This is a genomic window from Desulfatibacillum alkenivorans DSM 16219 (assembly GCF_900142135.1).
Taxonomy (GTDB): Bacteria; Desulfobacterota; Desulfobacteria; order Desulfobacterales; family Desulfatibacillaceae; genus Desulfatibacillum; species Desulfatibacillum alkenivorans.
This window is the reverse complement of sequence record NZ_FQZU01000004.1, coordinates 193109-216560: the sequence shown is the minus strand read 5'-3', so window position 1 is coordinate 216560 and position 23452 is coordinate 193109. Positions and strand designations below refer to the sequence as shown.

Below are 23452 nucleotides of genomic sequence, written 5' to 3'. Positions count from 1 at the left end.
CGGCGCGCCAACATCTTTGCGCAATAAAACCCGGCCCGGCCTTGTCCAGGCCCATGTCCGGGCTGGCCCTGGCCCAGGGAGTGGGCGTCGCCTGCGGCTTTTTCCTCCCTGCCTGGGGCATAGCCCCGGCAATCTTCCTGTCAATCCTTGCATTGGCCCTGCTGATAAAAGCCAAGGCCGCCCCCGCCGCGGCCTGCCTTCCTATTATTTTTTGCATAGGCTGGATTTCTCTCTTGCCCTGGACAGGCCCCCCAAACCCGGACGGGCATATAAGTACATATGCAGACGCCGGGCCGGCGGCGATTACCGGAACCATTGTTGAGCGGCCTGACCAGTTTAGGGACAGAACCCGGTTCGTGCTTCGAGTGAGTGACGTCAACTCCAGCGGCCCTCTAAAAGGCAGAATCAGGACGACGGTGCGGCCTCCGGTTCCGGAACTGATCAAAGGCGCCAAAGTGCATTTCAGGTCGGACATCCGGTCTTTCAGGAATTTCAGCAACCCCGGAGGGTTCGATTACGTCCGCTACATGCGGTTTAAAAATATCTTCGGGTCAGCCTACGTGCGAGGCAAAGACAAGCTGGAAATCCTGGAGGCGCCGGGCGGTTTTTTCACGCGAACCGAAAAAAGCCTGGGAAGGCTGATAGAAGAGTCCGCGCCCGAGTCAAGCCGCCCTCTGCTCCGGGCTTTGCTGTTGGGCGACAAAAAAGCCGTGGACCAGGACGCGCGAGATCTGTTTGCGGACGCAGGCATCGCCCATGTGCTGGCTATTTCGGGCCTGCACATCGGCATGGTGGCGGTGTTTGCGCTGTTTCTTTTCAAGTGGATTTTGTCGCGTTCTGAAAGGCTGCTGCTTTCGGGCCGGCTCTTCCAAATCAGCGCGATTCTGACCATGGCGCCCGTGCTGTTCTACGGAATGCTCACCGGCATGGCGCCCTCCACCCAGCGGGCTGTCATCATGGTGGGCGTTTTTCTTATGGCCTATGTATTTAACCGGGATTACGATTCGCTGAACACCCTGGGCGCGGCGGCGGTCCTCATATTGCTTTGGAACCCGCCGGCCTTGTTCGACGTGGGCTTTCAGTTGTCGTTTACGGCGGTGTTCTGCATTTTATACGGCCTGAAAAAGATTCCGTTCAGGACCATCCCCATCACCCTGGGCGAAAAATTGCAGCGCCGGGGTTTGATCTATTTGTTAATTCCCATTGTTGCCCATTTGGGCGCGGCGCCCATTGTACTCCATTATTTCGACCGGATTTCCCTGGTTGGGCCGTTGGCCAACCTGATCGTGGTCCCTTTGATCGGGTTCGCGGTATTGCCCTTGGCTCTGATGGCGGGATTGATCCACCCCATCCTCCCCTGGCTGTCGGGCTTTATGATCGCTGCGGCGGGTCATCTTCTCCAATTTGTTTTATCATTGTCCCAATGGCTGGCCTCCGTCCCTTTCGCCTCGGTCATGCCCATCAAGCCCAACGCCCTGGAAATGGCCCTGTATTACGCGGCCTTGTTCGCCCTGATAAACGTGAAGAAAAAATGGAGCGCGGCTTTACTGGCGGTGTGTCTGATTGGGGGGCTGGCCGACGCCGGATATTGGATGCATCAGCGATTCGGGAGAGAGGATTTGCAGGTCACCTTTCTGGACGTGGGCCAGGGAAGCGCGGTCCTGGTGGAGTTTCCGGGCGGGCCTTGCATGCTAATTGACGGAGGCGGGCTTTCGGCGTCCTCCTCTTTTGACACGGGCAGAATGATCGTCGCCCCATATCTCTGGCAACAAAAAATCCATACCATAGAATACCTTGTTCTGACCCATCCCCAGCACGACCACGCCGGGGGCCTGGGTTACATGGCCGAAAGATTTCGCGTGAGGGAGTTCTGGTCCAACGGCCAGCCAGCCCCCATCCATGCCTATGAGCATCTCACGGCGGCGTGCGAACGCAAGGATGTTTTGAGGCCGTCTTTGAAGGAACTGCACAAGCCGCGGGTTATTCGGGGCGTAACCGCCCGGGTTTTGCACCCGGCGCCCGGGTTTGAAGCGGGCTTGGGCGGCGACGTGCAATTGAACGAGAATTCTCTTGTGTTAAAATTATCCAGGGGCGATAAGTCGGTTTTATTTACGGGCGACATCGGCGAGCAAGGGGAAAACCTGCTGCTTAAGCGCTGGCCCCCTGAAATCCTGCAATCCACCCTTCTGGCTGCGCCCCACCACGGCAGCAGGACGTCCTCCACCCAGGCCTTTGTAGAGGCGGTCCGGCCTGAGCACGTGGTGTTCACAACGGGTTACAGAAACTGGTACGGCTTTCCCCATGAAGAAGTAGTAAGGCGATACGAAAAAGTCGGGGCAAAGATGTATAATACGGGAACCCAGGGCGCCTGCACCTTTTCCGCGGAAGGAGAGGATTGGGCGGGCAAGGCGTCTATAAACTTGTCTCTACAATAAAAAAACGCAGGGCAAGCCCTGAAGCTGTTCCCCCAAGCCCATGGGCCAATTGGGACATGCCGCAGCGAATGCCGCCCGCAGGGGGGCGCGCCAACATAGCGGAATGAGGAGCCTACGGAGAGGCGCGGCTGCATGGCGAGGAGACCTCGCAACTACATGGCGCAAGGATATTGCAACGACATAAAATGTGATTGCGAGAAGGGCCGGCGGCTTGCCTGCTTTTTGTGTCAGCGCCCTTCCTGATATGGTAGTATGGGTTTTACGCTTTTTCAGGAAAGGAGCCCTGCGTGAAGCCCCAAGACCCAGCAAGACCGCCATCGCCAAAAGGCGCATGGCTGATTTTCGCCATGTGCACGGCCCAGGTGTGCTCCATGCTGGGGGTCTTCGCCTTTCCCGCCCTGCTGCCCCATTTTCTCAAGCTATGGGGCCTGTCCAACAGCCAGGCCGGCTGGATCAACGGCGTCTATTTCATGGGCTACACCCTGGGCGTGCCCTTTTTGACCAGCCTGACCGATCGCATGGACGGCCGTAAGATCTACCTGACCTGCTGTGTGTTGGGATTCGCGGCCAACCTGGGCTTCGCCCTGGCGGTCAACGGATTCTGGCTGGCGCTCCTTTTCCGGGCGCTGGCCGGGCTGGGGCTCGCCGGGACCTTCGTCCCCGGCCTGAAAGCGCTGATTGACCGGATTCCCGAGCAGTCCCAGTCGCGGGCTGTGTCCTTTTATACGGCCAGCTTCGGTCTGGGCATGAGCATGTCCTTTTACGTCACGGGAAAAATCTTTTCCGTTTTGGGATGGAAAACGGCCTTTGCGGGAGCCGCCGTTGGGTCTTTGGCGGCCTTGATCATATCGTTTTTCATGCTGGCCCCCAGGCCTGCGCCGCAAATTGGCGACGGCGCCTCTTTTTGGGAAACATTCGACTTCCGGCCGGCCTGGAAAAACCGCCCTGCCCGCTCCTACATTTTGGCGTATATGTGCCATATGTGGGAGATGTTCGCGGCCCGATCCTGGATGGTCGCGTTTTTAACCTTTTCCCTGACCTTGCAAAAGGAGCTGGAAAGTTATCCTGATCCTACGACGGTCATGGCTGTAGCGGGAATTTTCGGCATGATAGCCAGCATCACCGGCGGGGAGCTGGCGGACCGGTTCGGCAGGCGGAGGGTGGTCCGGGGAATCATGGCGGTTTCGTGCATTACAGCATTGGCAATGGGGTTCGCCGTGCATCTGCCCTACCTTGCGGTGGCCGGGCTGTGCCTGTTTTACACGGTGTTTTTCCAGGGAGATTCGGCGGCCATACACTCCGGGGTTATCACGGCCGCCCAGCCGGAACGCCGGGGATCGACCATGGCGCTGCAGTCCCTGGGAGGATTTGCGGCCGCGTCCCTGGGGACCGTGGCTTCGGGATTCGCCCTGGACCTGACGGGCGGAGGGCATAGCGCCTTTTCGTGGGGGATCGCCTTCGGAGTCATGGGGGCGACGGCGTTGTTGGGGAATTTGTTGTTGAGGGGTCGCAATGATTGACGGCGGGAGACTTTCAGGGAGCCGACGGGCGCAGTTGGTAATGTTAAAGAAGAACACTGGGTCCCCGTTTCCGGGAAGGCGTTATGATGATTGCAAAAAAGCCGCAATCATCCCGCCGTCTCCCTCCACGGGGATGACGGAAAGCGGCGGCTTTGGCGCTGACTGATTGTGATGGGCGTAAGTTGCTAAAATCTCAAACTACCATTGCCTACCTGAACATTTTCATATCACTCCGACAGGGCGCTTTTGTTGAATGCGATCTCCAATTGTTCAAAGAGCCAGTTCATGTCCTTTTGGTGGCTTTGGGGGATTTCCTTGATGCGCTTTTCGGACAAAAAGGCCACCTCGGCCTTGCCCGTGGCGGACTTGCGGCCGTCAGGCCCCAGCAACAGGGCGTCTATGGTCGCCCGTCCGTTTTCCGACTCGGACCGGAACTTGCCCTGCACGCGCACTTTGGAGCCCACGGGTATGGGGCGCAAATAGCGGATGTTCAGACTGCGGGTGACGAAGAATTTTCTTTTCAGGGTGATGACGGTCCAGCCCACGATTTCGTCCATGAGCGTGGAAATGATGCCGCCGTGGACCAGGTTTTCCCAGCCGGCCAGGTTTTGGTCCAAGACCAAATCCGAGACCACTTTATCCCCTTCCAGAAAGAAATGCATATGCAGGCCGATGGGGTTGGCCGACCCGCAGGCGAAGCAATTATAACCCTCCAAATTGGGCAGAGGGATGCGTTGGGTTTCTTCCATCTTATCCGCCTATTTCCGGTCTTCGGCCGCCAGAGCCGCGTACACGTCCTCCATTACCATGAGGGACGCTTTTTCCATGGCCTGGCTCATGGCCTTGGCGATGGATTCCGGATTCTTTTCCTCCGCCTTTTGGGTCAGGCGGTATTGTTTTTGAAGTACTATCTGACGGGTCACGTCAGGCTCGTGCATTTTGACCAGGGTGACGCTGAAGCCCAAAACAGCCTCCCAGCTTTCTTCGCCGTCCCTTTCGTAAAACTCCTCCACCACGCCTTCCAGAGTGTGGGTCATCCTGAGGTTGGAGTCATAGGAAAGAACGGCTGCAAAGGCGCTCTGGGCCTTAAAGTCCCTGGCCAGATAATACGTCACCAGGTCCCCGGGGTTGGCCCTCCACCTGTGATAGGAGTAGGTGTTTCGCACAAAGGCTTTGTCCCGGTATATGATGGGCAGCATATTGTAGTCCGGAGAAACGGAAAAGCGTTTGAGCATGATGACGTAAGGCAGGACTTGGGCCTTTTCCATTTTTGGGGATTCATATTCCAGAGTGTAATGCGTGATGGGGGTTGCGGCGGTGCGCGAGATATTGCAAGCCGACAGCGCCCCTAACATCAGCGCTGTACATATGATTGGAATGATTCTTCCGGGTTTCACGCGGATTCTCCTTGTTGGTTGACAAGACATTCTATCGTACGGAGCCCCCGCCATTTCCAACGCTTCGCGGCGCAGGCGGCTGGCCCAGCAGAATTTGCGCGGGGTCCTGAGCCAGGCTGTCCAGGAGTCTGTTCAGGTTTTCCGTGGCTTTTTCCAGATTCTGCACCGAAACCAGCAAGTGCTGTTGCAAATGGCTGAATTTGTCGTCCGTTCCGGCCACCAGGTTTTCCCCTTCTTTCACCATGCTGGCCGCGGCCTCCATGGTTTCGCGCAAGGCGTCCATGGCGAGGGCCAGGTTTTCCTGATTCTGAAGCAAAAGGCCGTCCAGCCTGCCCAGGGCGGATTCAGCCCTGTTGAACATGGCGCGGGCGTCTCCTACGGTTTCCTCCACTTCCGGCCCCACCTGCTGCACGGAAGCGAGAATGGCGTCCCAGCGTTCCGGGTCCAGGATGTTGTTCAATCGGTCCAGGGATTCCACAATGGACGAGGAAATGGCCTCCGTGTCCGTATTTTTGATCACCTTGTCCAGGGAGTCCAGATCCCGCTGCAGCCGGACGATGACGCCTTCCACGTCCATTTGCTCAAAACGGCTGAACATGGTCTCCACATTGCGGAAAATCTGGTTGATTCCCGACAGCCGGGTGGGGATGACCGGGTAAGGCGGTTCAAAGGAAAAGTCCTGTTTTAGAGCGGAAGGGGCCGGATCCAGATCCAGTTCAATGAACATGATGCCGGTAATGCCCACAGACTTCAATTGCGCGAAAACAGGCTCTTCAGGGATATCGCCTTTACGGATTTTAACCACCACCTCCACCAGTTTGCCGTCTGCGGCCACTTCGATGGACTGCACCGAGCCGATGGGCACGCCGCGATATTTTACCGTGGAATCCTGATCCAGGCCTTGGACGGATTCATCGAAGTACATGACATAGTTTACGCCTTTTTCCAAATACCCGGACATGCCGACCCATATGACCACCACCACTGTTAAGGCGACGCCCACAATGAGAAATAGCCCGACCATGAACTTGGTTTGTACGGAAGCCATGCTTGGTTGTCTCCATGCCCACAATGCAATGGATGTCAGTCGCAGACATCCTGCCCCGGCGGGTTGAAAAAATCCCTGACCAGGGGATGGGCGTTGTTGTTTTTAAGGTCCATAGGAGTCCCCTGGGCGATAATCCCCCGGGTTTCCTTGTCCAGAACGATCACCCTTTGGGCGACCGAAAAAATGCTTCGCAATTCGTGGGTAACCACCACCATGGTGGTTTTGAATATCTTGTTAAGCTGCAATATCAAACGGTCCAGCTCGGACGAGGTAATGGGGTCCAGACCGGCCGAAGGTTCATCAAAAAAAAGGATCTTGGGGTTCAAGGCCATGGCCCTGGCCAAGCCGGCCCTTTTTTTCATGCCGCCCGAAAGCTCGGAAGGCAGCAGGTTTTCCGTTCCGTCCAGGTAAACCATAGCCAGTTTGATCCTGACCAGGCTGTCCACGGCGTCCTTGGGCAAATCCGTGTGCTCCAGGATGGGCAAGGCCACGTTCTGCCCCACCGTGAGGGAGCTTAAAAGCGCGCTGCCCTGATACAGCACTCCGATGCGTTTGAGCAGGTCATGGTACTCGCTTGTGCTGCAGGTGTTAAGGCGGCAGCCGTCCACCAGGATTTCGCCGTTGATGGGAGGCAACTGCCCGATCATGTGCTTGAGCAGGGTGCTTTTACCGCATCCGCTGCCGCCCACGATCATCAGGATTTCCCCCGGGCTTACTTCAAGGGAAACGTCCTCCAGGATGCGGACGTCCCCGTACCCGGCAGTGAGGTTCCTAACGCTTATGATGGGCTCCTGATCCATGAATCAGCTCCAGTACAGCTGGATGAATGCAAAGATGCAATCCCATAGAATAATGAGAAATATGCCCGAAACCACAGACGACGTGGTGGCCTCGCCCACGGCCGAGGAGCCGCCTTTGACCTGAAAGCCGCGGAGGCAGCCAATCCAAGTGATTAAAAACGCAAACACGACGGCCTTGAAAAAGCACCAATTGACCGCGTACATGCTCAGGCTGTCGATGGTTTCACTCAGGTAATTGGACAGGGTCAGGTCCAGGAAGACCACTCCCACAAGCAGCCCCCCCAGGATGCCGAACAAGCAGGCGAAGACGGTCAGAATCGGCATGACGATCATGGCCGCGGCCATTTTGGGCATGACCAGAAAAACCACGGGATTGAAGCCCATGGTGGACAACGCGTCCACCTCTTCGGAAATCTTCATGGCGCCGATTTCCGAGGCAAAGGCCGAGCCGGAGCGGCCCGTGACTACAATGGCCGTCATGATGGGCCCCAACTCCCGAACCATGGCGATGGCCACCAGGGGCGCCACATAAATATTGGCCCCGAACTGCTTGAGCTGCACCGAGGTCATGAACGCCATGATAAAACCCAGCAAGAAATTGATGAGACCCACGATGGGCACAGCGTCCACGCCCACTTTGCGCATGGACGTCAACATGTCGTCCCAACGCATGGAAAAGGGGTGGCGGACCACAATGGCGGCGCAAAGCAGAACGTCGCCGGTGAAGTCAATCAACTCCTTGGCGCCAAGCACTTTATCAATGATTGCTCCGCCCAGGGCGACAAAGGGATTTTCGTGTTTGGGCTTTTCCAGAGCAGGCGCGTTTATCAGCCTTTGGAAATGCAGCAGGTCCAGGACTTCCCGCACACTGGGCCTGGCCGCCTCAATGGAGCAGGGGCAGTTCACGGCGTCGGCGGCTTTATGCACGTGCGCCAGCAGCAGCGCTCCAAAGTCGTCCAGGCGGGTCACGTCCTTAAGGTCAATCACCAACTCGCCGGCGCAGCCCTTCTTTACGGCTTGGCGTAAAGGGCCGGCCAGTGCAAAATAGGCGTCCTGGTCCAAGGGCCCGTGCAGTCGCAGGCTTGAGCCTTTGCCGTCGTTGTCTTCGATGGTGAACGTGGCTGCCAGAGTATTCATCCTTAGAATGGCTGTTATCCGCTTTTCAGAATGCTTTCCAGTTCCTCTTGAATAAACTGGAGACGCTCCAGTCCGTGGTCTCCGTCCTTTTTCTTAGCCAGTCGCTCGTTCAGCGTTCTGCGCAACTCCCGGATATTTCGTTCCATGCTCACGATGACGTTGTTCATCTCTGCGAAGTAGTCCGGCTCCATGTCCTCTTCTTTTTCCGGAAGCACATAATCCACGGCTTTGGGAGTGAGGAGGATGGATTCCCGCCATCTGGGCACATGGGTTTCCAGGCCGTATTTCTCCTGGATTTTTTCCGCCAACACCTTGCAGGCCTCGGGTTCGCCATGGATGGGGAAAACCTTGGGCTTGGATTCCGCAAAGTGGCCCACCCACCGCAACAGGTCTTCCTGGTCCGCATGGGCGGAGAAACCGCCGATGGTGTAAACCTTGGCCTTTACGGCCACGGTTTCCCGGAAAATCTTGACCTCGGAGGCGCCTTCCACAATCCGGCGGCCCGTAGTGCCCTGAGCCTGGAACCCCACGATGACCAAGCTGGCGCCCGGCCTCCACAAATTGTGCTTGAGATGATGCTTGATCCTGCCGGCCGTGCACATGCCGTTTCCGGCCATGACAATGGCGGGGCCGGGCCTCTCGTTGATGGCGATGGATTCCGCCGTGCTGGGCGTAAACTTGAGGTTGGGCAGGTCCAGGGGGTCGAAGCCCTTGCGAACTATAGCCATGGCCTCTTCGTCGTAATGCTTTTTGTGCTTGCGGAAAATCTCCGTGGCCTTGATGGCCAACGGGCTGTCCAGATAGATGGGCATGTCAGGCAGTACGCCGGCGCGGTGGAATTCGCCCAAAATATACAGGATTTCCTGGGTGCGCTCCACGGCGAAAGCCGGGATGACGACCTTTTCGCCGTTTTCGTAGCTGAATTTGATAGCCTCCAGAAGCTCCTGGCGGCTTTCCTCGTGGGATTTATGCAGCCGGTCGCCGTAAGTGGCTTCCATGAACAGGAAGTCCGCGGCGAAAACCTCGTAAGGGTCTTTGATGATAAGCTGCTCGGGCTGGCCGATATCCCCGGAGAATACGATTTTCATCTCCTGGCCGCCGTCCTCGATCCACATTTCCAGAATGCTCGAGCCCAGAATGTGGCCGGCGTTCCGCAAGCGGATCCTTACGCCCATATTCAGTTCCAGCATTTCGTCCCGATTCTGGGGCTGGAAATGGGAAAGGCTTCTTTCGGCGTCCGGAGTGGTGTACAGGGGCTGGATGTCTTTGCGGCCCCTGCGTTTGTTCTTGCGGGTCTGCCACTCGGCGTTCATTTCCTGAATGTGCGCCGAGTCCAAAAGCAGGATTTCCGCCAGATCGATGGTGGGAGGGGATGCAATGATTTTTCCCTTGTATCCGTCCTTGATCAGTTTGGGAATGCGGCCGATGTGGTCAATGTGCGCATGCGTGGCAATCACCAGATCAATGTCCGCGGGGTTGAATCCCCAACTTTCCCAGTTGCGGGCTTCCATTTGTCTGCCGCCCTGAAACAGGCCGCAATCCACCAAAATTTTTCTGCCGTCCGAGGTCTCCACCAAATGGTTGGAGCCAGTCACTCCGCCAGCGGCGCCCAAGCATGTAACTCGTACCATTGTTTGCTGCCTTTCCTTTACAATATATGCCGTATATACCTGGAAACCATACCGCGTAACCCGCTCTTTTGCAATGCCAATGTGCGTATTCCGGGGCGCCTCCTTATTATGGCTTTGACAGTTTGACGCCCTTCCGATACATAGAATCCAGCCGCAGGACTTGGTCGGACTTGAAACTGGAGCGGACTGATCCATGACCTATTATGAAATCCTGGGCGTTGAAAAAAGCGCCACGGAGCAGGAAATAAAATCAGCATACCGGAAAAAGGCCTTTGAATGCCATCCGGACCGGAACCCTGACGATCCCCAGGCTGAAGAAAAATTCAAAACGGTTTCAGAGGCTTATGCAGTTCTCATGGACGTGGACAAGCGCAGGCAATATGACGCCGCACAGGCCTTTGGAGGATCCGGCGGAGGATTTTCCTACTCCCAGGAGGAAATCTTCCGGGATATGTTCAACAATCCCCAGGCCAGCCAGATTTTTCGGGACCTGTTCAGGGAATTCGAGAACGCCGGGCTGCGGACGGACCCCCAGTTTTATCAGCAGGTGTTTTTCCGCGGCGGGCCTTTGATTATTGGAGGCGCCATCTTGCTGGGCGCCATGAGCGGCGTGTGGAGGGAGCTTTTCGCCGCCGCATCCGGCGGAACCGGGGCGGCTGCCAGGACAGCAGTTAAAACCAAGCCGGGAATCTTGTCCAAGTTAGGGCAAAAGGCCGGAAGATATTTATTGAAAAAAGCCATCCAATCCAGCCAGAAGACCATGCTGGATTCCAACGACATCACCTACAACCTCACCGTCAGCCAAGAGGAAGCCCGCACAGGCAAGCAGGTGGAGCTGGCTTTGCATCACACCAGCGCAAGGGAAATCCTCAAGGTGTCCATCCCCGCCGGAGTCAGGGACAACACCCGCCTCCGCCTCAGGGGCAAGGGCCGCGTATCCCCCGTCGGCCGGGGAGACATGTACGTCCTTGTACGAGTGGCCTAAACGTTAAGCAGCGCGCATCCTACAATTTAAAACCGGTATTGAAACTGGAGGGAGCCGCCTAAGGAATCTTCGATGTCGTAGATGAACTGCTTATCCCCGCCGGCGTTGTACAGGTCCATCTCGCTATTCAACCACCAGGACAGGCCAAGGGCCACTTTGATGCTCGGGGCCGGAGTGTATTCCAGGGAAAGGCCGGGCGAATATCCGCTCAATCCCACGTAGCCTTCCGGGTAAACCGGGCTGTCGTCCCTCAGCTTATAGATTCCCCCGGTGGCCAACTGATAGGTTCGGCTGTCCAGGGTCAGGCTTACTTTTGCGGCCCATTCCGGAGAGAACCTGTACCCGGCGCTCAGCCGGGGCCAGCCTATGGATGCAAACACCCCGTTATTCCTGCTGTTTCCGTAATCGTAACCAAAACTGATGAACGGCATCACCGTGGTTTCAATGTCATTATGGCCCAGGCTCAGGCCGGCCCCCGCCCGGAGCTTGGAGCTAAAGCTGTAGCTTAGCCCGCCGCTGAGGCTATAGGATGGCAGGCCCATGTCCTCCTCAAAGGTCGACGTGACTCCGGCCCCCAGCAGGAATCCCCATTTGTCGCTCATTTTTCCGCGATACCTGGCCGACAGCCCGATTTTGTTGAGTTGGGACCAGGGATCGTCCACGCCGTCGCCGAAGGGCAACAGATCCACTCTGCCCCAGTTGAAGCGGCCCTGGGCCGCATGGACGGTGAAATACTTGTAAGAGGCTTCCACGCCCGCCATGGCCACGGAATAGGAGCCCTGGTTCGACTCCACCGAGGATTCGGAAAGATAGGCAGCGTCCAGCTTGACGGTCGGCCCGGTGGGCGGGCCCTGCGCCGGCAAAAGGGAGGTCGAAGCCGCAATCAGGATCACGGCCAGAGAGGTTATTTTTAGAATTCTAAACATATCCCGCCTAGGTTTCTGCAATCAATTTATAAGCAAGGAAGAACGGATACACTGTCGCACACCCTAAATGCTAATTCAAACCATTATTAAACAAACATGCGCTTTTCGTCCATGCTTTTGTGGCTGCAAAAAAAATCCATGGCCTCGCCCATGACAGCATTAAGCCCTTTGAATGAAAAAAAGGGCCTGATTCTTGCGAATCAGGCCCTTGTATTTTCTGGTAGGCACGATTGGATTTGAACCAACGACTTCTACCGTGTCAGGGTAGCGCTCTCCCCCTGAGCTACGTGCCTTTATATGGACAGCTTCTTACACGCGCCCGGAGCTCCTGTCAAGCTAAATGGCGCAAAAATCCCAATTTTTCCCTAACAAAAGATCTCCCGGCGGCACGGCGGCGAACCCGGCCCGGCGGCCTGGTTTCCCGCCTTAGTTGCCGGGCAGCTCCTCGATAATTCCCGGCGTTGGGGCCGGTTCGGGATCTTTGGGAATGAGCTGCAGGTCCATCTGGCTTTCGCCGATGTAGCTGACATGCACGCTAAAGCGGTCAAAGGCCTTTAAGGTCAGGTCCCTTGCCAACTTCTGGGGCATGCCTTTGTATTCCACCATAAGCAGGGCCTCCCGGTCTGTCATGCCTTTGGGCAGAACGCGGGTTACGCCTTCGGTGTTGCTTTTCAGCGCATTTCTGAAAGCCACAAAATTAGCCAGCGGAGAAATGCCCGAAACTTTCATCTCCAGAGTGACCGGCCCCTGGGGCTGGGTCTGGTAAGCCGCCGCAAGGTCTATGGCCAATTCCTGAGCCGCCTGGGAGGCGGCCTTGGCGATGGCGTCCCGGCTGCCGTTCTGATCATTGTCCGAAACCACGGAGGCCAGTTGGGAAGAGGAGGCAATGCGCTCCCCGGTGTCTGCGTTCACGGCCTGGATTGTCACCGAAGCCTCGTAGGACGCCATGTCGGTTCCGGGAATGGCCGTGGCGTTTTCCGCGGAAACCTCTCCGAATATGACCACCTGGGCCTGGGCGTTTTTCGCCAGCCTCATGGCCGAGGTCAGGTCAAAGCGTTCGGGATCGAATTGAGGCTCGGACACCATGGCCCGGATGGAGTCCCGTCCGTCCACGGAGGGGAAGCCTTTTTCTGCCAGGCCCCGGGCCATGACCGTCTCCGAGTAGGGCGTCAGGTTTTGAGAAACGGCCTTACCCCACCAGTGCCTGGGCGTCTGCTGTCCAAACTCTTTCTCGTTGACCAAAAAAAGCAGTACGGGCAGGTCCGCCTGAGCCGCCAAGGCGCCGCCGGCCCTGAGCGCGTCCTGAATGGCGTTGTGATCCACACGCACCCGGGTCATGATGCGCAAATGGGCAGAGTCCTGGGCTTCGGCCAGCACCTGGAATCCCTGCACAAAACTTTCCGTTTTAGCCAGAACCAGCTTGTTTACCGCATCAAAATTGGAAGCCAGCACGTCCGGGGGAACGATTTCCGAGACCACTTTGGTCACGGCCATTTCAAAGGAGTCTTCCGTGGCCGCTTCCCGCGCGTTGCTTACCTTTCCCTGATAAATCCTGGAAACCCCAATGGCTTCCACCGCCTCCATGGAGTCCATGGGCTCCTGCGCCTGAGCCAACCATGGGGTTGCAAACGAAATTGCGCCCAAGGCCGCTATAAGCAGGAACAGCGTTGTAAGCCGTCCGAAAAAAGTAATTGTTTGTGATTTCAAAATATTTCCTCACTTGTAAATGAGTTGCCCATCCCTAAACCTCTATGATAGCGTATCAATCGTCAAAGGAAAAGAATCTTTTTCACCCTCCCCTTGCCAAGCGCCCTGGCATCACGTACAAATGGCCTGATTATGAATTGACCAGGACCTGGATTGCTTATGGCCGAAATCAGCGTTATCATCCCTACATTCAACCGGGCGGGGCGAATAGAAAAGGCCGTGGAGTCCGTCCTGGCCCAGGATTACAAGGATTTTGAATTGATTGTGGTGGATGACGGGTCCGAGGATGACACCCTGGAAATCCTGAAAAATTATCCTGAAGTGCGCGTGCTGCCCCAAGAGCGGCAAGGCGTGAGCGCGGCCCGCAACCATGGGGTAAACGCCGGCGCCGGGGCCTTGATCGCCTTTCTGGATTCGGACGACCTGTGGCTGCCGTCCAAACTGAGGGTCCAGGCGGAGTTTTTTAACACTAATCCTGACGTCCTGATCTGCCAGACCGGCGAAACCTGGATCCGCAGGGGCAAGCGGGTGAATCCCCGAAACCGGCATGAAAAGCCTTCGGGGCAGGTTTTTGAACGCTCCCTGGACTTGTGTTTAGTCAGCCCTTCGGCGGTCATGATGCGCCGCAGCCTGTTTGAGGCCATGGGCGGGTTCGACGAAAGCCTGCCGGCCTGCGAGGACTACGACCTCTGGCTTAGAATCGGCTGCCGCCATCCCGTGCATCTGATCGACGAGCCTCTGGTCATCAAGCACGGAGGCCATGAGGATCAGCTTTCCGCCATGCCGGGCCTGGACCGGCACCGCATCGCCTCTTTGGTCAAGCTGCTGGAAAACGAGCCGTTGACGGCGTCCCAGCGCGCGGCCGCCGCAGCCGTTTTGCTTAAAAAATGCCGCATATACGCCAATGGATGCGCCAAGCGCAACCGCATGGAGGAGGCGGAGTTTTATCGGGCCCTGGCCTTGCGTTACGAAAACGAACCGCCCCAAAACCAAGCCAAAAAGGAGAACAACCCGCCATGATAAAAGAATCCAGCAAGTGCGTTCTGGTGATCATCGACGCCCAGGAGCGCCTTATGCCCGTCATCGCCGATAACGAAGCCGTTTCCAAGACTATCCAAGACCTTGTGCGGTTCGCCAATATCATGGAGATTCCCGTCCTGGTCTCGGAGCAGCAGAACCTGGGGCCGACCCTGGAGGAAATCAGCGGGCTCATCAAGGATTTCCAGCCCACATCCAAAATTTCGTTTTCCTGCTTTGACTGTGAGGAATTCTCCGCGGCCCTGGAAAAAACCGGCGCCGACACGCTCATCATCGCCGGCGTGGAAGCCCACATCTGCGTTTGCCAGACCGCCCTGGACGCCTTGGGGCGTTATGACGTGCACGTGGTTGCGGACGCGGTTTCCTCCCGGACCGATTTCAATCTGCAGGCGGCGCTCGATCGTCTTCGCCAAGAAGGGGCGGCCGTCACCACCAAGGAAATGCTGTTTTACGAAATCCTGAAAAGAGCCGGAACGCCCCAGTTTAAGGAAACCCTCAAGCTGGTTAAATAAAAACGACCGCCTAAAAGGAGCGCCCAATGGCCGTATATCTTGTTCAGCATGGAAAAAGCCTGCTCAAGGACCAGGACCCGGACCAGGGTCTGGCGCCTTTGGGCATAGAGGAGTCGGAGCGCATCGCGGGCGTGGCCGCCGGTTACGGGGTCAGGGTTTCGCAAATCCGGCACAGCGGAAAGACCCGGGCCTTGCAGACCGCCGAGATCTTCGCCAAGGCCCTAAATCCGCCCGGCGGCGTGGAGGAGACCGCCGGCCTTAAGCCCATGGACGACGCGGCGGCTTTTGCGCCCGTTTTGGAGAACACCCCGGGGTTGATGATCGTGGGCCACCTGCCTTTCATGGAGCGCATGGCTTCCTATTTAATCACCGGGAACCCGGAGCGGCCCGTGTTCCGCTTCCAAAACGGCGGCGTCGTCTGCCTGGACAAACACCCGGATGCAGGCTCCTGGGTGATTAAATGGGCGCTCATGCCCAACGTGGGTTAGCCTGATGGGTTTATTAATCGGAACATCGGGCTGGACCTACGATTCCTGGAAAGGGGCCTTTTACCCGGAGAAGCTGGCCAAGGCCAAGTGGCTGCCCTATTATTGCACCCTTTTCAATACGGTGGAGGTCAATGCGACCTTCTACCGCACCCTCAAGGGTTCCACCTACGAAAAATGGCGTGAGACCACGCCCGAGGGCTTCACCTGGGCCGTCAAGGCCAGCCGGTACATCACCCACGTAAAACGGCTGAAAACGCCGGAGGAGACGGTCCCCCGCTTTTTGGAATCCGCATCCATCTTAGGCGAAAAATTGGGGCCGATCCTGTTGCAGCTTCCGCCCACCCTGGCTTATGAAAAGGAAATCGCAAGGGATTTTTTCCAGTTTCTGCCCAAGGAGTTCCGCTTTACCCTGGAAACCCGCCACGACTCCTGGCTGGATGACGGGCTTTTCGCCCTTTTGGAGGAGCACAACATCGCGTGGTGCGTTTCGGACACCGCCGGCAAGCACGCCTGCGTGGAGGCGGCCACGGCGGATTTTGTGTATCTCAGGCTGCACGGATCCCAGGAAATCTACAAGTCCTCGTACACGGACGAAGAACTGGAGCATTGGGCGGAACTGGTTACCGGCTGGAGCCGCGACGCCTACATATACTTTGACAACACCATGACGGACGCCGCCGCCAGGAACGCCTTGCGGCTGAAAGAGTTGATGGGGGTTGACGATTAATAAGGAGGGGGAGCATGATCATCAAAGGCAGGAAGGCAATGGTGACGGGGGCGGCCAGCGGCATAGGCCGGGCCGCGGCCATGGCTTTGGCCGCCAAAGGGGCCGTTTTATTCATCACGGACATCAATGAGACGGGCTTAAAGCAAACCGCCAAGGAAATTGAAAGCCGGGGCGGAAGAGTGGGTCTTGCCAAAGCCCTGGATATTTCCGATTACGAGGCCGTCAGCGCCTTCGCCCGGCAAATCCACCAGGAATGCGGGGTGATGGACATTCTGGTGAACAATGCAGGCGTGGCCTTGTTCGCCCAGCCCCAGGATTACACCATGGAGGACTGGCGCAGGATCATCGGCGTCAACCTTTGGGGGGTGATTAACGGCATCCAATGTTTTATGCCGGAGATGGTCAAAAGAGGCCGGGGCGGGCACATTGTCAATGTGTCATCCACCGCCGGTTTGTTCGGCCTGCCCTGGCACCTGGCCTATTGCGCTTCCAAACACGGAGTCGTGGGAATCAGCGAAGTGTTAAAATACGATCTGCACAAGCACGGCATCAAGGTGACGGTGGTTTGTCCGGGAGCGGTGAACACGGGCATTTTGGAAAGCGTTCAGATTAAAGCGCCGGTTTCGGGAATAGACAAGCTGAAGGAAAAATTCCGCAAGATCGCGTTAACGCCCGAGAAGGTGGGCGGCCAGATAGTCCGGGCGATAGAGAAAAATCAGTACCTGCTTATTACGTCCGGGGACATAAAAGCCTTATATTTTTTCAAGACCAAATGCTTCCTGGTCTACCATGGGATCATGCGAATGATGACCCGTATCATGGATAAAGGCCTGGGGATCGGTTGAGTCCCCAGGCCAGCCGGTTTATTCGGTGAAAAAATCAGTTTTGCTTATTCAGCTTTTACGCTGTGGCAGCCATTGCAGCTTTTGGGGCCGTTGGGAAGCAGAGCGACCTTGTCCTCATCGGACTTGCCCTTGTTTTCCTTTTTGATGTCTGTATTTTTACGGCCGATTTCAGCGTGGCAGTCGCGGCAAAGTGCATGATACGCGGACTGATAGTACATGATGTAATCTTCTTTGGGCTCTTTCCTGCTGATGTATTCCGTCGCGTCATGGCAATCCATGCAGGCGTTGATGTCGCTGTATCCGTCCCACATATGATGGCATTCCATGCAGGAATAGCTGAAATGGTCGGCGTGAGGAAAACGAACATCGGCAAATTTGGCTTCCACGTCTTCGGGCGGCGTCAAAATCATGGTCTGAATGGGCGCGCAAATTTCCCCCTCATCCGATTCCACGCGGTATTCCGCGTGAACCGCCAAACCGGAAACCAGCAGAAGAACAACTGTAATCATTAGCAAACGGCTTTTTTTCATCCCTAATCACTCCCCTGACTTCAGGCGGCCCATTCGCGGGCCGGTTATTTTGTATTACACACCGTTTAAACCTTTTTATCCACGGCGCCAGATTTACTCAATCGGGCACGATACACTAAAGAAAGGCCGCGGTCAAACGTCCGGTTCAATTATATGGCTATCCAGGAAGCGAAGTATGCGATTAGGCGCCCTTTTGGGGTATTCCAAATGCACAAAATGGGTTCCGAGCCAGAATCTCAAGGTATATGCATTGACCAGCCTGCGCCGAATCCGCCGGGACAGATACGCTGGAATCAGCGGGTCCAGGTCCCCCCAAACCACCAGAGCCGGATGCACGATCTCGGGCAGGTTGTGATAGGCTGAGTGCGCGTCCAATTCCTGGAACAACCTGAGATAATTGTTAAAGCTATCCCCCAGCACATCATCGGCGTACTGCTGGAGCACCTCCGTAAAATAGGGGCTGCCCCGCAAGGTGGAGTACAATGAGCCCACGGCGCCCGTAATTTTTTTGTTGGTCGCCACCTTGCGGATAAGCGAGGCCGACTCTTTTCTGCTTTTCAGGGTCTCTATGACAATGTGCAGAAGATCCGCCATGTAGGGTATGCGAAAAAGGGGCTGAAGGCCGGTGGACAGGGTGTGGCCGTACGTTCCGTTGATGAGAACCAGCTTTTCCAGCCGTTCGGGGAATAAATGGGCGAATTCCAGGGCCACCTGGACTCCCATGGACCACCCGATAATGTGGACCTTGTTTACCTTCTCCCTGTCCAGGATGGACTTCAGGTCTTCCGCGTGGTCCAGGATGGAAAAACGGCGGATGCTCTCCTGAGTCTCCGACTGATACAGGCCCCGGTAATGCCATGTTATGACCCGGTACCTGGGCAGGATGACGTTCAATATAGGCGCCCAGGCGTACAACCTGGCGCCCAGGCCGTGGGCGATGCACACCACGGGTTTTTTCTTGTCGGTTCCCAGGGTCTGGTAGCAGATGTTCACCCCGTCCCTGGTTTTTAGCGATTTATTGACAACCTGCCCCTGCCAAGGATACTTCTCCTCCTTCATGGATCCCCCCACATGGTTTGTTTTTCAAGGCGTTATATTGAACTAATCCGACACGTTAATTTCCAGTTGCAAAAAGGACGCTGAGCCTCCGTCTTCGGAAGTGCGTCGCAATCGCCCTGTTTTGTTGGGTTTCACGGCGTGATATCAGCCCTTTATTGCGTTTGAACAAGACGTATTTTCCTAATTATTCAGCATCCTTTTCCAATGCTCTACCCAACCTACGGCTCGGCATGGAGCGACTTTGGTTAGGTGGAGTTTTCAGCAGGACGGCGTCGTAACCATTCGCGCCCGCGGGGCCCTCACTCCCCGGCGGCCGCCTCCATGACATCTCTCAAACTACGTTTTTCCTTATATATCAAGCTGTAAATAATAGTCAGCAAGAATAATAGCGCCACGGATACGCTGAACATTTCGCAAAACGCGCCGGGCTTGAAAAAGGCGATCAGCCCCAAAACCGGGCAAAAAGCGCAGATCACGCCAATGGTTGCGGCGAACTTGCCGCCCTTTAAAAAATACGGGGCCAAAAACAAAAAAGCCATGGACAGGGAAGCCCATTTGATCCAGGTCAGCACATGCAAGACCGCCAGGTCCGCCTCGATTTCCATGGTTTCCAGCCCTCCGGCTATGGCGAAAAGCCTCAGGTTTTCCAATGCGTCGCCCAGCAAAGCCAGAGCAGCCAAGCCGGCCGGGACGTAAAAAATCTTTTGGCCCGTGCGTTTGGCGATTTTCATACTGAAAAGCGCAATAAAAGCCGAGTACAGGACCATATAGACGTAATCCAGCATATTGCCCAGATCCATGGACCGGACCATGGCCTCTCTTTCGGGAGAGCCGGCCGGTCCGAACAGGGTTTGGACGTCCCTGGCGCACTGCGCAAATTCAAAGGCGATGATGGGGGTGGCGAAGCCGTCCGGCATGCCCGGCGCCTTGGTTGGAAACACAAAAAGCAGGGCCGTGCTCATGACCACCACCAGCACCCCCACAACCCCGATCCTTGCAAACGGTCTGGTCATAGATCTTTCTCCAAATGAATCAGCATAACATCAAAGCCGCCGGGATTCTTGCGGATTTCCAGCCTCACCGGCTTGAATCCCAAGGCGTGGTACACAATCAAGCCGGTGGTGTTTTGGTTGAAGCACGAGGCCTGCAGCCTCCCGGCCTGAAACTCTTCCACGGCTTTTTGGGACATGACCTCAATAAGATAGGACGCGACCCCCTTGCGCCTGAACTCCGGATTGACCACCACATTGCCCAGGTCGCAGATTTCGCCTTTTACGCATTTGAAAAAATTGGCGTATCCTGCAATCCGGCCGTCCCGTAAAACCACTGTGGAGCCCTGCCGCTTTTGAGCCGCCTCGGCCAATTGCTGCTCCGTCAGGGGATGGGACGCGGCGGGGAACATATAAAACACTTCCTCGGCGCTTTGGGGGAAACAACAGATTTCCGCCAGGTCCGAGCCTTTGAGATCCCGATGGGTCAGCATGGCCTAAGCCGCCATGGAAGGAGGGCCATTGGGAATTTTCGGAGGCTTTTGTTGAAACGTCCCTTTGTTTCCCAACACGGCAATTACCATTAACACGCAAAGGGCGACAAAACTGATGCTGCTGCCCCCAATCATCGTCCAGGCAAAAATCGAAGAAGCAAAAACAGCTGAAATAATGACGGACAAGCTAAGAGCCGCCTTGAATCCCGCCGTCCACAAAAACAGGGAAACCCCGGATTCATGCATTCGCAGAATTTTTATGCAGGAAATAATGACGCCTATGCTGCCGAGGGCCTCCAGGATGTACGCAAAGGTCACAAACGAGATAAACCAATCCGGCATCTTTTTCATAGACCTCATCATGCCTTCCATCTGCTTCATCTGTTTATCCGAATAGTCCAACCCCTCCTGCTCATGCAACCGTTCTATTTCCTGGTAGAAGCCCTCATCAAATTCAGAGAAAATTTCATCCCCTGCTTTTTGCATGAGCGGGATAAACGCCAATTGCGCGGTCCCCAGGATGCTCAAACTCGCCAAAATTATGCCGACAATGCCCACCGCCGTAGCCCAGCCAGGTCTTGCCATATCCCCTCTCCCTCTTTATATGCGCTTTAGTCTTCCGGATTTTTATAATAGGCCGGCAGCGAGTAATTGTTTATCCGCTGTTCCGCCAGTTTGAGCTTTTTCCGCGTCTTGAATATTTTGGAAGCGTCCTTTTTGGGCTTCATATTCTCCAGGTCCTGCTTGTACATCCCGGCCAGGGCGTTGGCCACGGAGGAATCAAAGGGCATAAAATGATGCCAGCGCTCCCAGACGGTGAGCAGATCCTCCCTGCTTTCCCCCAATTCGTCCATATTCACAAGCATTTGATTGGCCATGGCCAGGGAGGGAAAGCCGTACTCGTCCAATCCGATCCGGACGTCCAGGCTTGCGTCGTACAGGGGCATGTCGTCCCTCCTTCCCCGGGAAGACCTGCGGCCAGCAAAGTCCGCCGCCTGCACCAGCAAACGCACGGCCTCCCGCTCGTTTCCGTCCTTTTTCCTGGCCAGGCCCAGGTAAAAAGCCCAATCCATGCCCGAGTATTGGTCTATGGCCCTTTGGATGCGGTCCAGGCCTCTGTCGTAATCGCCCCAGACAAGGTCGATCATGCCTGCGTCGCCCAGGATGTTGGCGCTTAAAGGCCCTTCCTCGTCAATGCGCGTGACCAGGTTTTCCACCATATCAAACCGCTGGATGCCGATCAGGTAGTTGATGCTGTCACGCAGGGCCGAATCGTTGTCCACGGAGTGTTCGTCGTGGTACTGGCCGTAAAGGTGCTCGCCTTCGTCAAAATCCTCGCCAAAATACCGGCGGATGGACTTGATGACCGTGTCTGCGTCAAAGCGCTCGGTCAATTCCTGGCGCAGCCCCGGGAAACCGGAATACATGGCGGTCACGGGAAAAAAGAACTCTCCGTCGTCTCCGGCCGCGGCCATCAGGTGGGATACGGAGACCTCGCTTCCTTTGCTGTCCAGGGCGCAAAGCTGGTAGTGCAGGTATTTATCCGAAAACTCATTAAGCCTTTGGGCGATATACGGGGGAAGTTTGTTTTCCTCTTCCGGGGGATAGGCCAGAACCACAGTGGTGGCCCGGCGCTTCCAGGCTTTGACGAAATCCTGCTGGATGTATTCGGACCACAGGTCCGACGTGGACGTGTCGTAGGTGACGAATGTTTCCAGGGCCTCGTCATACCCGAAAATCACCAAAACATGGGAGGGCACATACACCATGACCGGAAAGCCTGCGTCAATGCATTGCTTGATGTCGGACAGATCAGCCATGGGCAGAAAATCGTGTCGAAAGCCTTTTTGCACCGCAAACCAGGCTTGGTTGACGGCGAAAGTCCCGCCCGACAGCCCGGTGATCTCCCGGCCTATTTCCTTGGCGTCCACGTCCGCGCCCCAGTATCGCATGGTCAGGGCCAGGGAGTTGGGCACGCAATAGGCGCTTTTGTATTCGGTCCGGGTTTCCACGCCGGGCAGCACAACCCGGGCCGGGCCTTGGGACCGTCTCAGGCTGTCCAGGAACTTGGCGGATTTTTCGGCCAGCCGGTTGTTTGCATTGTACTTGGTGATCAGGCGTTCAAAGCCTTTTTCCGCCAGATCCTCCCTGCCCAACTTATGATAGATCAGGGCCGCGCGATATTGAAGAAACGACGCGATGTGGTCCTGGGGCAGTTTTTGCAACCCGTGTTCGTAACACCACAATGCCTTGGAAATGTCCGCCCTGCGCTCCCAATGGAGGCCGGCCGCCAAATAGGCTTCGGCCGCATAGCCGAAAGTAACGGCGAGAGTCAGAGCCACCGCGAAATTGCATCCGGCCGCAACAAAGGCCCGGCGCAGTTTCGCCCGGCCGTTTTCCCCGTTCATGATGTGAAAGGCCCAAAGGCCGGACCACACAACTCCGATGAGCAGCCCCCCCAGGACCATGGAACTGAGGATGTCTTTCCAACCGCTTCCGGTCACGGCTCCCGCCTGGAATCCGGGCAGGGCCATGGTCACTTCCGCGGCCAAAACCAGAGTCAGGTACACAAAAATAATGGCGAAGCATCCTTCCACAAAGGCTTTGGGCCGAATGCCGGGGCGCAGCCTGCCTCCCACGGCGCCGGCGAAGGCGCCCGCCGCCGTCAGGCAGAAGCCCGAAAAAGTCAGCCGGGATAAGGCGTAATCGTCCGCAAAGGTAACGGGAAACCAGGTGGAAAACAGGGCGTCCGTAATCAGCAGATAAAATATGGAGCAAACCGTTCCCAGAATGCCCGTAACCATGGCTCCGGCGAAAAAGCCGACAGCCACCTGGCGCAGTCCGCCGGTTTCCTTTTGGCTCCCCTCTGACTCAGGCGCGGATTCCTGCACTGCGGGCGCAAATTGGGCGGCCAGGCGCCAAAGGCCCAGGCCCAACATAAGGTTGGCGCCGGTTAAGGCCAGGGCGATCTTTTCCCATTGGGTGTTCCACGCGACCATGGCCCCCAGGAGGCCGGCGCCGAGGATAACGCCGACAACTCCTATGAGCCATCCCAATTTCTTCCTGCCCGAATCAGTGAGGATGGACCCGGCCAGGGGGCCGGCGGCCATTGTTCCGCACAGGACGGTGAGAAGTATCAAAGCGCCGGGGCGCAGGGGCTTGTATGTTTTTTCCATATTCCGAG

Annotated in this window: 22 protein-coding genes and 1 tRNA gene; 8 read left to right on the top strand and 15 right to left on the bottom strand. The window is 56.5% G+C overall.

The genetic code is table 11. The features are described 5' to 3' along the window. Nucleotides 1-41 precede the first annotated feature (41 nt). Both BUE18_RS05685 and BUE18_RS05680 read left to right on the top strand, forming a co-directional pair. Nucleotides 42-2435 carry a DNA internalization-related competence protein ComEC/Rec2 gene (locus tag BUE18_RS05685; protein WP_170868279.1) on the top strand — a complete coding sequence of 798 codons (2394 nt, stop codon included), beginning with the start codon at nt 42-44 and terminating at the stop codon, nt 2433-2435. A gap of 287 nt (nt 2436-2722) precedes the next feature. Continuing rightward, nucleotides 2723-3955: an MFS transporter gene (locus tag BUE18_RS05680; protein ID WP_083610800.1), complete on the top strand. Its 1233-nt coding sequence runs from the start codon at nt 2723-2725 to the stop codon at nt 3953-3955. A 227-nt stretch (nt 3956-4182) separates the two neighbouring features. On the opposite strand, the gene BUE18_RS05675 is transcribed toward BUE18_RS05680, so the two are convergent. From BUE18_RS05675 to BUE18_RS05650, 6 genes are read right to left on the bottom strand one after another with little or no spacing between them, the layout of a single operon-like run. Then, nucleotides 4183-4704 carry a PaaI family thioesterase gene (locus BUE18_RS05675; RefSeq protein ID WP_073473785.1) on the bottom strand — a complete coding sequence of 174 codons (522 nt, stop codon included), beginning with the start codon at nt 4702-4704 and terminating at the stop codon, nt 4183-4185. Between the two features lie 9 nt (nt 4705-4713). After that, nucleotides 4714-5352 carry an ABC-type transport auxiliary lipoprotein family protein gene (locus tag BUE18_RS05670; protein ID WP_073473783.1) on the bottom strand — a complete coding sequence of 213 codons (639 nt, stop codon included), beginning with the start codon at nt 5350-5352 and terminating at the stop codon, nt 4714-4716. Between the two features lie 31 nt (nt 5353-5383). Then, nucleotides 5384-6400 carry an MlaD family protein gene (locus tag BUE18_RS05665; RefSeq protein WP_073473781.1) on the bottom strand — a complete coding sequence of 339 codons (1017 nt, stop codon included), beginning with the start codon at nt 6398-6400 and terminating at the stop codon, nt 5384-5386. A gap of 35 nt (nt 6401-6435) precedes the next feature. Beyond that, nucleotides 6436-7200, bottom strand: coding sequence for an ABC transporter ATP-binding protein (locus BUE18_RS05660; RefSeq protein ID WP_073473780.1), 765 nt, complete (start codon nt 7198-7200; stop codon nt 6436-6438). A 3-nt stretch (nt 7201-7203) separates the two neighbouring features. Beyond that, nucleotides 7204-8337 (bottom strand): MlaE family lipid ABC transporter permease subunit, encoded by a 1134-nt coding sequence (locus BUE18_RS05655; protein WP_073473778.1) that lies wholly within the window; start codon nt 8335-8337, stop codon nt 7204-7206. A 14-nt stretch (nt 8338-8351) separates the two neighbouring features. Beyond that, complete coding sequence (locus BUE18_RS05650; RefSeq protein ID WP_073473776.1) at nt 8352-9968, bottom strand: MBL fold metallo-hydrolase RNA specificity domain-containing protein; 1617 nt, start codon at nt 9966-9968, stop codon at nt 8352-8354. A gap of 193 nt (nt 9969-10161) precedes the next feature. On the opposite strand from BUE18_RS05650, the gene BUE18_RS27240 reads away from it, so the two are divergent. After that, entirely contained in the window at nt 10162-10953 is a 792-nt protein-coding gene (locus tag BUE18_RS27240; RefSeq protein ID WP_083610798.1) for a DnaJ domain-containing protein, read from the top strand. A 26-nt stretch (nt 10954-10979) separates the two neighbouring features. Here the strand turns inward: BUE18_RS27240 and BUE18_RS05635 are convergent, their stop codons facing one another. The 3 genes from BUE18_RS05635 to BUE18_RS05625 form a co-directional block, all read right to left on the bottom strand. Then, complete coding sequence (locus BUE18_RS05635) at nt 10980-11879, bottom strand: hypothetical protein (protein WP_073473775.1); 900 nt, start codon at nt 11877-11879, stop codon at nt 10980-10982. A 218-nt stretch (nt 11880-12097) separates the two neighbouring features. Further along, nucleotides 12098-12172: transfer RNA gene (locus BUE18_RS05630), tRNA-Val, on the bottom strand. A 133-nt stretch (nt 12173-12305) separates the two neighbouring features. Continuing rightward, nucleotides 12306-13586 (bottom strand): hypothetical protein, encoded by a 1281-nt coding sequence (locus BUE18_RS05625; RefSeq protein WP_139264625.1) that lies wholly within the window; start codon nt 13584-13586, stop codon nt 12306-12308. 159 nt (nt 13587-13745) lie between these two features. Between BUE18_RS05625 and BUE18_RS05620 the strand changes: the two genes are divergently transcribed. From BUE18_RS05620 to BUE18_RS05600, 5 genes are read left to right on the top strand one after another with little or no spacing between them, the layout of a single operon-like run. Then, the gene (locus BUE18_RS05620) at nt 13746-14606 is read left to right on the top strand and encodes a glycosyltransferase family 2 protein (protein ID WP_073473771.1); all 861 of its coding nucleotides are present in this window, start codon (nt 13746-13748) and stop codon (nt 14604-14606) included. Beyond that, nucleotides 14603-15136 carry an isochorismatase family protein gene (locus tag BUE18_RS05615; protein ID WP_073473769.1) on the top strand — a complete coding sequence of 178 codons (534 nt, stop codon included), beginning with the start codon at nt 14603-14605 and terminating at the stop codon, nt 15134-15136. The genes BUE18_RS05620 and BUE18_RS05615 overlap by 4 nt, the downstream gene beginning before the upstream one ends. Before the next feature lie 26 nt (nt 15137-15162). Then, nucleotides 15163-15624 (top strand): phosphohistidine phosphatase SixA, encoded by a 462-nt coding sequence (sixA, locus tag BUE18_RS05610; protein ID WP_073473767.1) that lies wholly within the window; start codon nt 15163-15165, stop codon nt 15622-15624. A 4-nt stretch (nt 15625-15628) separates the two neighbouring features. After that, a complete protein-coding gene (locus BUE18_RS05605) occupies nt 15629-16351 on the top strand; it encodes a DUF72 domain-containing protein (RefSeq protein WP_073473765.1) in 723 nt (240 codons plus the stop codon). Nucleotides 16352-16365: 14 nt separating this feature from the next. Further along, nucleotides 16366-17196: an SDR family oxidoreductase gene (locus tag BUE18_RS05600; RefSeq protein WP_073473763.1), complete on the top strand. Its 831-nt coding sequence runs from the start codon at nt 16366-16368 to the stop codon at nt 17194-17196. Nucleotides 17197-17240: 44 nt separating this feature from the next. On the opposite strand, the gene BUE18_RS05595 is transcribed toward BUE18_RS05600, so the two are convergent. From BUE18_RS05595 to BUE18_RS05570, 6 genes are all read right to left on the bottom strand, one after another. Next, entirely contained in the window at nt 17241-17726 is a 486-nt protein-coding gene (locus BUE18_RS05595) for a cytochrome c3 family protein (RefSeq protein ID WP_073473761.1), read from the bottom strand. 132 nt (nt 17727-17858) lie between these two features. Next, on the bottom strand, nt 17859-18785 hold the full coding sequence (locus BUE18_RS05590; RefSeq protein WP_073473759.1) for an alpha/beta fold hydrolase: 927 nt from the start codon (nt 18783-18785) through the stop codon (nt 17859-17861). Between the two features lie 299 nt (nt 18786-19084). Then, nucleotides 19085-19798, bottom strand: a complete 714-nt coding sequence (locus BUE18_RS05585) for a hypothetical protein (RefSeq protein ID WP_073473757.1) — start codon at nt 19796-19798, stop codon at nt 19085-19087. Further along, on the bottom strand, nt 19795-20268 hold the full coding sequence (locus BUE18_RS05580) for a GNAT family N-acetyltransferase (RefSeq protein ID WP_073473755.1): 474 nt from the start codon (nt 20266-20268) through the stop codon (nt 19795-19797). The genes BUE18_RS05585 and BUE18_RS05580 overlap by 4 nt, the downstream gene beginning before the upstream one ends. A gap of 3 nt (nt 20269-20271) precedes the next feature. Continuing rightward, nucleotides 20272-20826 (bottom strand): hypothetical protein, encoded by a 555-nt coding sequence (locus BUE18_RS05575; protein WP_139264624.1) that lies wholly within the window; start codon nt 20824-20826, stop codon nt 20272-20274. Nucleotides 20827-20879: 53 nt separating this feature from the next. After that, on the bottom strand, nt 20880-23444 hold the full coding sequence (locus BUE18_RS05570) for a C39 family peptidase (protein ID WP_073473751.1): 2565 nt from the start codon (nt 23442-23444) through the stop codon (nt 20880-20882). Between the last annotated feature and the right edge of the window lie 8 nt (nt 23445-23452).

Excerpts from the sequence above, each read along its gene's own strand:
- BUE18_RS05675 (WP_073473785.1), bottom strand. The coding sequence starts at position 4,704 with ATGGAAGAAACCCAACGCATCCCTCTGCCCAATTTGGAGGGTTATAAT.
- BUE18_RS05665 (WP_073473781.1), bottom strand. The coding sequence starts at position 6,400 with ATGGCTTCCGTACAAACCAAGTTCATGGTCGGGCTATTTCTCATTGTG.
- BUE18_RS05660 (WP_073473780.1), bottom strand. The coding sequence starts at position 7,200 with ATGGATCAGGAGCCCATCATAAGCGTTAGGAACCTCACTGCCGGGTAC.
- BUE18_RS05655 (WP_073473778.1), bottom strand. The coding sequence starts at position 8,337 with ATGAATACTCTGGCAGCCACGTTCACCATCGAAGACAACGACGGCAAA.
- BUE18_RS05650 (WP_073473776.1), bottom strand. The coding sequence starts at position 9,968 with ATGGTACGAGTTACATGCTTGGGCGCCGCTGGCGGAGTGACTGGCTCC.
- BUE18_RS27240 (WP_083610798.1), top strand. The coding sequence starts at position 10,162 with ATGACCTATTATGAAATCCTGGGCGTTGAAAAAAGCGCCACGGAGCAG.
- BUE18_RS05635 (WP_073473775.1), bottom strand. The coding sequence starts at position 11,879 with ATGTTTAGAATTCTAAAAATAACCTCTCTGGCCGTGATCCTGATTGCG.
- BUE18_RS05620 (WP_073473771.1), top strand. The coding sequence starts at position 13,746 with ATGGCCGAAATCAGCGTTATCATCCCTACATTCAACCGGGCGGGGCGA.
- BUE18_RS05615 (WP_073473769.1), top strand. The coding sequence starts at position 14,603 with ATGATAAAAGAATCCAGCAAGTGCGTTCTGGTGATCATCGACGCCCAG.
- sixA (WP_073473767.1), top strand. The coding sequence starts at position 15,163 with ATGGCCGTATATCTTGTTCAGCATGGAAAAAGCCTGCTCAAGGACCAG.
- BUE18_RS05605 (WP_073473765.1), top strand. The coding sequence starts at position 15,629 with ATGGGTTTATTAATCGGAACATCGGGCTGGACCTACGATTCCTGGAAA.
- BUE18_RS05600 (WP_073473763.1), top strand. The coding sequence starts at position 16,366 with ATGATCATCAAAGGCAGGAAGGCAATGGTGACGGGGGCGGCCAGCGGC.
- BUE18_RS05595 (WP_073473761.1), bottom strand. The coding sequence starts at position 17,726 with ATGAAAAAAAGCCGTTTGCTAATGATTACAGTTGTTCTTCTGCTGGTT.
- BUE18_RS05590 (WP_073473759.1), bottom strand. The coding sequence starts at position 18,785 with ATGAAGGAGGAGAAGTATCCTTGGCAGGGGCAGGTTGTCAATAAATCG.
- BUE18_RS05585 (WP_073473757.1), bottom strand. The coding sequence starts at position 19,798 with ATGACCAGACCGTTTGCAAGGATCGGGGTTGTGGGGGTGCTGGTGGTG.
- BUE18_RS05580 (WP_073473755.1), bottom strand. The coding sequence starts at position 20,268 with ATGCTGACCCATCGGGATCTCAAAGGCTCGGACCTGGCGGAAATCTGT.
- BUE18_RS05570 (WP_073473751.1), bottom strand. The coding sequence starts at position 23,444 with ATGGAAAAAACATACAAGCCCCTGCGCCCCGGCGCTTTGATACTTCTC.